The sequence below is a fragment of the Moorena sp. SIO4G3 genome, from assembly GCF_010692305.1.
Lineage (GTDB): Bacteria > Cyanobacteriota > Cyanobacteriia > Cyanobacteriales > Coleofasciculaceae > Moorena > Moorena producens_A.
The window spans coordinates 1-11,888 of sequence record NZ_JAAHIG010000278.1 but is presented as its reverse complement, the minus strand read 5'-3'; the positions used below and the strand labels follow the sequence as shown (position 1 = coordinate 11,888).

General features: G+C 44.6%; 6 protein-coding genes. 1 reads left to right on the top strand and 5 read right to left on the bottom strand.

Features of this window, described 5'->3' with window-relative positions:
- Positions 1-396: 396 nt before the first annotated feature.
- The 4 genes from F6J99_RS32780 to mfd form a co-directional block, all read right to left on the bottom strand.
- Entirely contained in the window at positions 397-2,814 is a 2,418-nt protein-coding gene (locus F6J99_RS32780; protein ID WP_293119299.1) for a CHASE2 domain-containing protein, read from the bottom strand.
- A 250-nt stretch (positions 2,815-3,064) separates the two neighbouring features.
- The gene (locus F6J99_RS32775; RefSeq protein WP_293119298.1) at positions 3,065-4,069 is read right to left on the bottom strand and encodes a DUF1822 family protein; all 1,005 of its coding nucleotides are present in this window, start codon (positions 4,067-4,069) and stop codon (positions 3,065-3,067) included.
- 82 nt (positions 4,070-4,151) lie between these two features.
- Positions 4,152-4,790, bottom strand: coding sequence for a sigma-70 family RNA polymerase sigma factor (locus tag F6J99_RS32770; protein WP_293119296.1), 639 nt, complete (start codon positions 4,788-4,790; stop codon positions 4,152-4,154).
- Positions 4,791-5,371: 581 nt separating this feature from the next.
- A complete protein-coding gene (gene mfd / locus F6J99_RS32765; protein WP_293119294.1) occupies positions 5,372-8,971 on the bottom strand; it encodes a transcription-repair coupling factor in 3,600 nt (1,199 codons plus the stop codon).
- 381 nt (positions 8,972-9,352) lie between these two features.
- Here mfd and F6J99_RS32760 point away from each other — a divergent pair, with 381 nt between their 5' ends.
- Entirely contained in the window at positions 9,353-10,309 is a 957-nt protein-coding gene (locus tag F6J99_RS32760; protein ID WP_070393562.1) for a PleD family two-component system response regulator, read from the top strand.
- 14 nt (positions 10,310-10,323) lie between these two features.
- On the opposite strand, the gene F6J99_RS32755 is transcribed toward F6J99_RS32760, so the two are convergent.
- The coding region (locus F6J99_RS32755; RefSeq protein ID WP_293119292.1) for a thiamine pyrophosphate-dependent enzyme at positions 10,324-11,888 on the bottom strand (1,565 nt) is incomplete at its 5' end.

Here is an 11,888-nt window from a genome sequence, read left to right as displayed (position 1 = left end):
AGAGGATATCTCCCAAGTTTTTTGATACTGAATTTTGCCCCCCTAGCCCCCCAACTTTGGGGGGAACAAGAGTCAATTTGCTTCTAAAAGTCCCTTCCGGTGCGCTTTCCAATGGGCGAGTAAATCGCCCTTGGGTCGCACCGCAAAATTGGGGGATTTAGGGGGCTTGGATGTAGCAAATGATACTTCTCAGACAACCTCTGATCAATATAAGAAAAAGCCTTACTGACTTCTAAATTTTAAATTCTAAATTCTAAAATTTAAATTCTAAATTCTAAATTCTAAATTCTAAATTCTAAATTCTAAATTCTAAATTCTTAGATTACTTGACCAATTTTAGAGGATATGGTGAAGGTTTATAGCGTTTCTATAATTTATGAGGTACGCTTATGAACCTCAAAGTCTACCTTGATAAGGGGTATTTAGGGGGATCCCTTTGTACCTCATGGCATAGAGAATTGCTATATCATACAGAACAATAAAACCACCAATAACCACCACCGCCAAGGCTGAGGGGACTAATGGTACCCAATACCCAAGTTTCAACAGACCTAAGCAGGACCCGTAGAGAATCGATAGAGCCAACAGCAACACACCCAAACGTATGGATGATTTACAGCACCAACACACCAGACCAACCGTTAGGCACCAACCCCAAATCCAAACTACTTCAGCCCATGCGGGCCAATCTTGTATCAGGGGTCGCTGATCTAAAACAGCACTGAGAATCTGACTTACCATGTGGGCATGGAGAATTACCCCTGGTGTTTGATCCTCTATATCATTCCCTTTACTATAGGGTGTAAAAAAATAATCCTCACGGCTGGGAGCAGTAACGCCGATCAGAACAATTCTTCCCTTGAAGGCATCAGGATTGATCTTACCGTTTAGAACTTCAGAGAGAGTGACTTGGTGAACAAAATCCTCTGGAGATTTGTGAAAACGGTAATTCAGCATGATTTGGTGTCCCCAATCATCCAGGTTATGATAACTGCCAGTATGCTTGGTTAAGGGTGTAAAGACTACATCACCTAGCTGTAAGTATTCTTGATCGGTGTACGTGGGAAAGATGTCCTGTGCCACTAGATACCGCATGGCCAACTGGGTACTCAGAGCATAAGAAGCACTACAAACTGATGTTGGATCAGGGTTAAAGGCCAACAGATGGCGACGAATCACCCCGTCTGGGTCAGCTACAACATCACTAAAGCCCAAGTTGTGTTTCGGAACTTCTGGCGGTGGTGAAATTCCTGGATCGTCTTCATTACTGGCTTTGCACACTGCAACCAAATTCTCGCTTTCCTGTAGGAGCGTTCCCAAATCTTGGTAGTCTGGCGCTACAGAAAAATCACGATGAATATCTAGGCCAATGACTTTGGCTTGAGAGGAATTAAGTATCTCTAACAGTTGTTTGAGTGATCGGTCTGATAAGGAGGTCTTTGGTCTTAAATCCGACTGCTGAGCTTCAATATCTTTTTCAGTAACCTCTACCACTATCAGACGGGAATCGGGAAACTCCGCTGGTCTTCGATTCATCAGGTGGTCGAAGGCTTTCAACTCGAAACCTTGCAGTAAACTGAGCTGCTGTATAACTATTAAGAAGCATGTAATTACCAAACTGCTCACTAATACCTTGACGAAGGTCAGGGGTGGGATTGGAGGTGGAGGTGGAGGTGAAGGTTTTGGAGTTGGAAGTGGAGGTGGTACCGGAACACTTTCCCTCAACTCTTTCCAAGTCGGTGGCTTGGCGGCGGGATTCTGACAAATTATCGGTAACCAAGTTGCACAAGGAAACTCATCTTCTATCCCTTGTAATCGTTCCCTAGCTTCCCGCACTGCTAAATAGAAAGACTGCCCCCCAGCAAAAGCGGTTAAAAAATATTTCAAAAATTCCTGTGAAACCCGGTCGGGTACCGGTTCTCGCATCACAATAATTTGGGGAATCCGTAAATTAGCCAGATTCGAGGCTAAACCCAAGCCATCACAAGAATTAAAAATAGCGATTTTTAAGCCTTTTACAATTGCTCTGTTTAAGCCAAACTTTAACTGATTAATGGTTAAACTATCGGTTTTATTAATATAAATGTGACCCGTTTCCCCATCGTTTTTACTGGAACTATGACCAGCAAAAAAGAGGATATCCCAGGATTGCTCCCAAAGGGCTTCATTGACTTGCTGGCGCTTGGGTTCTATGAGAAACGTGAGCTGAGCATCAGATAATTTCTCTAGCAACTTCTGATCCGCTTCAGTATCAATACCAATACTATTGCCAATAATTGCTAAAATTTTAACCTTCTGGTGGGGCTTGGGATTGGGGGGGACTGGTTCAAACTTTAAGGCACTTAAAGCAATTTCAGCCTTGGAATAGCGTTCCCAAAAATCCCACAGATGCCAGGGCAGTCGCCGTAAACAACTGTTCTCGGTTTGAATAATTAGACGGATTTCATCGGAGGGTGATAGTTGTTCGAGTAATTTCTCCTTAATCGGTCGAAATGGCTCTGAGGATAGCCAAGCATTTAAGCGATCGCCTAAGACTTGGGCAGCATTGTAGCACCGTTCCAGTTTAGATACATTCGTCACTTGTACCACTGATGCTTCTAGACGGGAACGTAACCCCAAACTGTGATAACTCGTTGTCCAACTTTGGCACGATTGCAGAATTTCAGGAGCAGGAGGTAGCCTGCCAGTGATTTCCAACAAGGGGCTTTTGCCCTCTTCCCCAATCTGTAAAGTGACTGGAAACCCTTTGTCAAAACAACCATCTCCTATCTTTAAGACAACTAATTTACCAATACTTCGCGTGTTATTGGTCATTGGTCATGGATCACTTGTGTTGCAGATGTGATTTGTCCCCTAATTTTACCTATTTATAGAGGTTTATATAAGTTTATAGAGGGTGTATCGGTGTCTTAGGATTGACCACTGAGTGATATCAAAACTGATATCAAACAAGACACCAGATAACCGATCTATTCCCGAAGGACTTTGAATTATAACGCTTTCAGTGGTGTGTCGATGGCTAAATTCGATAATTCCTAGATTGGCGGTAGGCCACACTATGGGATCAGATGGTAAAATCCTCAATAATCCTGGCATCGCCAAGGGCAACTTCGACACTAAATTGCTCTCCTGGTACACCACTAAACTGCAATTGAATGTAATTATCGATTTGTCTGGCTTGGGCTTCAAGAAAAACTGTTCCGGATGCATCCAGCACAGTGAGGGTGAGGTTGGGAGGCAAATAGGTTTTACTGCCGGTGGGATATACCTTGAGGCGAATATTTTGCTTGAGTTCAGATTCTGGCACAAGTTCCACCACCAAAGCCACGGGGGAACCAGCTAGCAATAGCCCTAAGTCGATTAACTTAGCCCGCCTAATGCCCACATCAAGATTTTCCTCTAGGGGTAACGCCTCAGTTGAGTCTAGACCAGCAGAGCGGAAAGCGAAAATTGGTTCGGGTGGGTTTAACAAGTTTTCCAAGCTTTCGAGAGTTTGCCAACCAGTTTCAACCACATTTTCTAACCATTGACTCAAGTTTACCCTTGTTCTGTGGGCAACAGCAGCAGGCTTGGCGGTTACCTGTGTCATGGGTGGATGAAAGCGATCGATTAAATCGTCAACAGGTCGTAGTTGACTAATGGGTAACTCTTCGGTATCTGCAGTTGGAGTAAATCCCAACACTGTTCCCTCCGAGGATTGTTCATTAATCTCAACAACTACATACCCAATTCGATCAGACCAAACTTCGGGGGGAATATGGCAGACGGAATCTTGGGATTTGATTGCTCGGCATTCGATACGACCGATACCGGATATTTCCAAGTCTGCCACATTAGCTAACAGGCGTATAATAGGATTCCAGCTATCTGAGGCTTTTAAATCTGTAGGCATGCCCATCATTTGCATGTAATCATTGACAACCAACACAGCCAAGGTGTTGAGTCGAACTTGCTCAGCTTTTTGAGGGGTAGGCTGCTGCCTAGCAAATTGCTCAGCACGGCTGCGTGCATTGTTAGTAATGGGCAGAGGAAGGGCAAATTGTTCTAGGTTATGGGTGTTGTAGGTCATAGGAATTGTGTTTCTGTACTGATGTGAACACCTTGACTCAAGCAGGTTAAGGTTAAGGTAAGTCTTTTTAAGGAACCTCCTATTATAGATATCCCTCCGATTCTCCAAATTTACGCAAACGGGGCAAACATTGTCGCTGATAAAAGCTACTTAATGTAGAAATTGATACATTAAACTCTTCGGATAGGGTTTTCCAGCTAGTTTCTGGAGGCAAGCGTCGCCAAATTAAGACTTGGCAGGTGACCTCTCGATGACCTTTAATATGGGTAGTGCGTAGATCACTATCAACAGCCGCCGTTTCCACCCATTCCCTTATATCTTCGAGTAACGTAGGCACGTCCGGTGGAGCTGCCACACTATTGATCGGGTCAAGGTTTTCACCATTTTTACCCTTGCTAGGAGATACTCTGTTAGTTTCTCGGTCTCGGTTCTTGATACGAAAGTCTTGGAGTCGTTTCTTCAAGTAGAAATTGAGCCAAGTGACCACACTTCCACGGCTAGAGTCGTAGGGATTACCGGTTTTGCCTTCGCAAATATTCTGGCAAAAGTAAATCCAGGTTTGTTGGAGTGCGTCTTGATAGTAGGGACTATGTTCTTGCCAAAGTTTCTTATGGACTAAACGAATAATTTTTGTTAAGTTTTTTTGACGGTGAGCGCTTCCAGGTGGATGACTACATGCTGCGGTCACTAGCTGGTTGAGCTGCTCATAGAGTTGAGTCATAATGCGATCGCTCCGCCTTTGCTGATATTGCCTTTCCCCGAAAATACTATGTTCACATCAGTATGTATATCAAAGCTCGGGTCAGCCTCAGGTCTGTAATGTGAACTACTCCAGGATACTCGGAGTTTTGGTTAAGACTAAGCCAGTATTGATCTATTGACAGTAATGGTATGATGTGTTAGACACTAGGAACTAGAAACCAGGCTTAACTATCTAACATCTAACATCTAATATTTAATATTTATTGTTTAATAACCAAAATCTAGAAGTTATTAACTAAAGCATTAAGTATAAAATACAACACTTTAATTAAAATTAAATTTCAACACCTAACACCTAATACCTAACACCCAAGCTAAGCCGTGATGTTTCCCAATTGCCAGAAATTTTTGATCAAATTTTCGGGAATCTCTGGAAGACACCTTGTAGTAAGTAAGTAACGTAGCTTTACTAGAGCTTGTCAAACATCTTGGACAGTTTTTGACATATGCCTCTAGGATTTCCTCCCAGTTGATGTACAGTAGCGGTTGTAGCAATAGTTGCAGCCGCTTTTTTTTTTGGAGGGTAATGGGTAATGGGCATTAGGGATTGGGGATTGGGGATTGGGGTAACCCAACCACAGTAGGTTCTGGCAGTGCGCCTTGCATCTTGCCTAACCACTCAATCAGGCTCTCTAGCTGTTTGTTGGTCTTGACCAGACCTAAACCACGAACCGTAACTTTACCAGGAGAATAGACAAAACGCGATCGCAAATGTTGGGGGAGGTTCTCTTGGAGTAACTTCCAGGCTGGTTCTTCCATGGGTGTTTCTAGGATAATGTGTTGTTTACCCTCTGGTCGAATTCGGGAAAATCCCAAAGACTTCCCTAACTGTTTTAGTTCCATCACCCGCAGTAATTGCTCTGCTACAGAGGGAATTGGACCATAGCGATCGCTCCAAGCTGCTGCGATCTGTGCTAACTCTTTCTCGGACCCTGCTGCAGCTACTGCTCGATAAGCACTAATTTTTTGATCTAAATCTGGAATATAGTCAGCGGGAATAAAGGCTGTGATCTGAATGTCAATCTGGGTATCATCTACTTGGGGAATTTCTTGCCCTTGAATTTCCCTAATCGCTTCTTGCAGCATTTCCATGTAGAGGTCAAAGCCAATGGCTTCCATCTGACCGGATTGTTCTACACCTAGGAGATTCCCCACCCCTCGAATTTCCATATCCCTGGTTGCTAACAGATAACCTGACCCGAGTTGAGTGAACTCCTGAATTGCTCGTAAGCGTTTTTTGGCTGCTTCTGAGAGTACCTTCTGGTTGGGATAAAGTAACCAAGCGTGGGCTTGAATCCCCGCCCGACCTACTCGTCCTCGCAATTGGTAGAGTTGGGAAAGACCAAATTTGTGAGCATCTTCGATCAAAATGGTGTTGACTCTAGGAATATCTAGCCCAGATTCAATAATCGTAGTACACACTAGGATATCTGCTTCACCGTTGCTAAAGGTGAGCATAATTGATTCTAATTCCGCTGGGTCGAGCTGACCGTGAGCAATGGCGATTCTCGCCTCAAGGATCATTTCCCTGAGTTCCGCAGCAACTTCTTCAATCCCTTCAACCCGAGGTACGACATAGAATACCTGACCACCTCGGTCAAGTTCCATACGAATGGCGGTGCGGACAGCTTCTGGTTTATAGGGCGATAAGTGGGTTTTAATGGGACGCCGTAAGGGGGGTGGTGTAGTAATTAAACTCATTTCTCGTACCCCCGATAAGGACATATAGAGGGTACGGGGAATGGGAGTAGCGCTGAGGGTCAATACATCTACCTGAGTTTTGAAAGATTTAATTTTTTCCTTTTGGTTAACACCAAACCGCTGTTCTTCATCTATCACCAGCAGCCCTAACTCTCGAAAAGTTACACTCTTGCCCAGCAACTGATGAGTACCTACCACCACATCTAACTCCCCAGTTTTAAGACGTTGGAGAATATCACGCCTTTCCTGGGGGGTACGAAAGCGGTTCAGTAGACCGACATTGATGGGGTAGGGAGAAAACCGTTCTTTGATGGTATGATAATGCTGTTGAGTCAGGATAGTGGTCGGGGCAAGGAAAGCTACTTGCTTGTTAGAAGTGACAGCTTTAAAAATAGCCCGAATTGCAACTTCTGTTTTACCAAACCCCACATCCCCACAAACTAAGCGATCCATAGGGCGATCGCTCTCTAAATCCCGCTTCACATCCTGTATCGCCTTGAGTTGGTCAGGAGTAGGTTGGTAGGGGAAAGAATCTTCTAATTCCTGCTGCCAAGGGGAATCCGGTGGAAAGCAATAACCAGACTGCTGTGCTCGCTGGGCATAGAGCTTCAGCAAATCTACCGCTACTTTCTTAATACTTTTACGGACACGATTTTTGGTTTTCTCCCAGGTTTTACCAGACATCTTGTGGAGTTGAGGCAAACCGGTACCTGTATGTCGAAACCGAGATAGTACCCCCAACTGATCCGCTGCCACCCGGAGCAAACCATCAGCGTACTTGATCACCAAATACTCGCGAGTTTCATTATTTATGCTTAATTTTTCCAGCTTGAGGAACTGACCGATCCCATGATTCTTGTGAACTACATAATCCCCTGGACGTAGCTTATTGGGGTCAACCTGTTGGGAGGCAGCACGGCGGCGCTTACGGATATAACTGGGAGTTGCCAAAGTATGCTGCCCAAAGAATTCCCGGTCAGTCACAACCACGATCCGGTAAGTAGGGAGGATAAATCCCTCTAGTTCTGCTAAGCCCGAATACTTGACCGCTACCGCTGTCCTCTGGATATTTAATTTCTCAATAGCTGGGTAATCTCGAGGGTTGGGGACAAACTGGGCAGGACAATCATGTTCTTGGAGCAGGGCAACAGAACGACTAGGTTGGGCAGAAACCAGCCAAATCGAGAAACGGCGATCGCTCTGCTCTCGCAGTACTTCTGCTAGTTTGGCAAACTGGTGGGGTGTTACTGGTACAGAGCGGCTAGCCAGATTAACAGCATTTTGGGTAGTTTCTTCTACCAATTCTGATAAATACAGGATTGGAGTCGCAGCAGGAGTTGAAGGTTGTTCGCGAACAACCTGGAACTGGTTAACCTTCAACTCTAGAGCATGATCAAAATAACGATGGAGAGAGGGCAGGGAATGATTCAGTTCCTCTAATTGTTCTTCGGCATGTTCCACCCAGCGATCGCAATGGGCAGCACACTGTTCTGGTTCATCAATGACAATTAAGGTATTTTCTGGCAGGTAATCTAGTAGAGAGGCTGGCTGGTCAAAGGCAATACCCAAGAAACGGCGGCTACCCTCTAAAGACTGACCTCCCTCAAAAGATTCTTGCTCCTGAGGTGAGAGATAAGATTGGATTAGTTCAGCCTTTGAGGTTCTCAGCACTTGGCTAATAATGTGACCAAAATCCGTGGGGGTCAGCACGATGCCGTCAATTTTATCCAGGGAACGCTGGGTTGCCGGGTCAAACTCCCGCAACTGCTCTAACTCATCTCCGAACCATTCCAGCCGCACTGGCAATTCTAAGGCTACCGGGAAAACATCTACAATATCACCGCGCCGACTCCACTGACCTTCTGTTTCTACTAGGGGAACCCGTTCATAACCCAGCTGTGCCAACTTTTGATCAAGGTTTTTCCCATCCCAAGTCATACCCTGGTTAAGGGTAAGGCAGTAGGGCTTAAAGGCATCTACAGGGGGCAAGTGGGGTTGAAGTGCTGCTTGAGTGGCCACAATAGCCATCCCATCAGTTGAAGGTTGAACCAATGAAGGTTGTAAGTCATAACTTTCAACTGGCAACCTGTCAACCTTCAACCTTTCGAGCAAATCTGCCAATACTTGCATTTGTCCCCAGGTCATTTCCGACTCTGGGTCAAAGGGTTCATAGGGGGATGCTTCTGAAGTGGGGTATAAGTGGACTGTACTCCAACCCATGGCTTCGAGTTGGGTTGCCCAGCGACTTGCTTCTTCTAGGGTGCTACAGACTACGAATAGGAGGCGTTGGTCTGCCTTGGCCAGGGCTGATGCTACTAAGCCCTTTGGCAAACGGGGAATACCATTCAGATATAGAGACTGTTGCCGATTTAGTTTGGTGAGTAGTTCACTGGTGAGAGGGGAGTGCTCTAGTGTCCGAATGATCGAGGAAAATGCCATTAGTTCACTGGGTACTTGACAATAGGGCTTCCAGAATAGCTGTTTCTCTCATTTTACTAGGAATAGCAATGCCTGGGGCAAATTGACTGTTGTTGAATAGGTTAACTTATTTCACTAGTGGCCTTACCACTGGATGCAGGAGTGAATCCGGGTTCGTCGGTCTACATTAATTTATCTTGAATAAGCGGAAATCCGGTTTAGGTAAAGGATTCGGCTATAACAGTTTCAGGGGTGAAGACTTGATTTTTGACTAATCTTTAGAAGATTTAATTTTCCTAGGTTAGATTAAACAGATATTGCCGATCAAAATTTCAATTAATTTCTAGACAAAATAACAAAGATCTACCGATAAGAAATACATTACTGACTCAAGCAGCAATAATGGATAATACTGACTTGAATAACTTGAATAATAAAACTCCTCAGGTTCTCGTGGTTGATGATGAGAAGATCACACGCTTGGTGCTACGTCGTAGCTTGACAAAGGAAGGATATAAAGTCATTGAAGCTAGCAACGGTGAGCAATGTCTGAATATCTGTAAGGATAAATTGCCAGACATTGTGCTTTTAGATGCCAGAATGCCCATCATTGATGGGTTTACCTGCTGTGCTAAATTGAAGGATAACTTTGGTTCCGAATGTCCTCCTATACTAATGATTACAGGCCTCAATGATGCGGACTCTGTAGAACGAGGGTTTGAAGCCGGTGTGACAGATTATATAACTAAGCCAATTCACTGGGCCGTTTTGCGACGAAGAGTACGTCGTTTGATTGAATCAAGTTGGACAATGACACAGTTAAAAATTGCCAATAAAGAGTTGGCACGCCTCGCTACTATCGATGGCTTAACCCAAGTTGCAAACCGCCGAGCCTTTGACGAGTATTTTAACAACGAATGGTATCGATTGGCACGGGAAGAAAAACCATTGTCTTTAGTTTTGTGTGACATTGATTTTTTTAAGCTTTACAATGACACTTATGGACACCAATCAGGAGATGAGTGTCTTAAACAAGTTGCTCAAATCCTTGGTCAATCAGCAAAGCGTCCAGCCGATCTCGTCGCTCGCTATGGAGGTGAGGAATTTGTGGTAATGTTGCCGAGTACTGATATACAAGGCGCTATTCAGGTAGCAGAGACAATTGAAACTAAACTCTACAAACAGGCGATCCCTCATTCGGGTTCTCTGGTGAGTGACATTGTTACCGTAAGCCTGGGGGGTGCTAGTACGATTCCCACAGTAAAATCGTCCCCAGAAAATTTATTTGCTGAGGCTGATAAAGCCCTATATCAGGCAAAACTTGCCGGAAGAAATCGCCTAGTTTCTGTTAATTACTAATCAAAAAGTTAGGATTAATTATACTTAAAATAGTCTTGACGCCAACTAGCATCTTTTCTACGATCAGTGGGCAATTCTAACACTCTAATGCCTTGGCTAGGAAGTGGGTTTAAAGCTTCCTTGAGCTGCTGCCATGATTGAATCAGCTGGTGCTCTACTCCATAAGTCAGACACAACTGTGAAAAATTCACATCTTGGGGTGTGGCAAAGAATTCTTCAAAGGGTGGGTCAAATTTTGCAATGGGCAACATCTCGAAAATGCCACCACCATTGTTATTAATTAATATAATGGTTAAATGACCAACAAACTTGTTTTTAATTAGGAAACCATTGGTGTCATGCAAAAATGCTAAGTCACCCGTTAGCATCACACTGCTTTGATTACGATGAGCAATACCTAAAGCTGTTGATAAGGTACCATCAATTCCATTAGCGCCCCGATTAAACCAAGGTCGAATCCTGGTGTTACCAGGTTTCCAAAAGAACTCCACATCTCGGACTGGCATACTGTTAGCAATAAATAGAGGTGTTTCCGGTGGTAGACATTGGGAGAGTAACCAAGCTGCTTTTCCTTCAAACAACTGAATCATTGTAGTCATTGTTTGGTCAACCTTTGCCCTGACTTTTTCTTCAGCCTCACACCACTTTTGTAGGTAAAGTTGGGTTGCAGGTTGCAGGTTGGTATTGGTTGCAGGTTGCAGGTGATCAGGTTGCAGGTGATCAGCTTGCAGGTGATCAGCTTGCAGGTGATCTGGTTGCAGGTGATCTGGTTGCAGGTGATCTGGTTGCAGGTGATCAGCTTGCAGGTGATCAGCTTGCAGGTGATCTGGTTGCAGGTGATCAGCTTGCAGGTGATCAGCTTGCAGGTGATCAGCTTGCAGGTTATCTGGTTGCAGGTTAGAACCGTCAACCTTCAACGGTTGAGAGCTGTCAACCGTCAACCTGTCAACCTTCAACTTGTCAACCTTCAACTGGTTAACTTTCAACTCCTTTACCCATATCCCCAGTTGTTCTACACTCATGCGCAGATGAGTTGTTTTGCCATGGAGGGGGTCGAGGTTGTGGTGGCTAGGGTCAATCACCCAACGTCGCGGTTGACATTTATCCAACCAAGCACGCAATTCTTTGCTAATGGGTAGTTCACTGATGTGAATAACCATTGTGGGTTTTAGCTGTTGCGCTAATGCTGGATTACGTAGTATCAAGTCATAGGTGGAAATTAGATCTCGGTTGAGGTCACAATAGTTTCTTACCGGTGAGAGCCCTTCTGCTAATACAGGCCATCTTAAGGTTTTGGACAAGGATGCGATCGCATTACAATAGTCTTTGGGATTTTGGGGTTGAGCTGGACCAGCGATAATTATTCCTTCCTGGGATTCTTGCCACTGTTGTATGACTTTAGCGGTTGCAGGTTGCAGGTTATAAGTTGTAGGTTGCAGGTTGTCAGTTACAGCTTGCTCCTGACAGTGAGCGAAGAATTCTTCTGGTTGTAATTGGGATTTTAATGGGTTAGTGGTTGTGTCGGGAATGGGTGGGAGGGGGTCACGGAAGGGTAGATTTAAGTGTACTGGACCAGGGA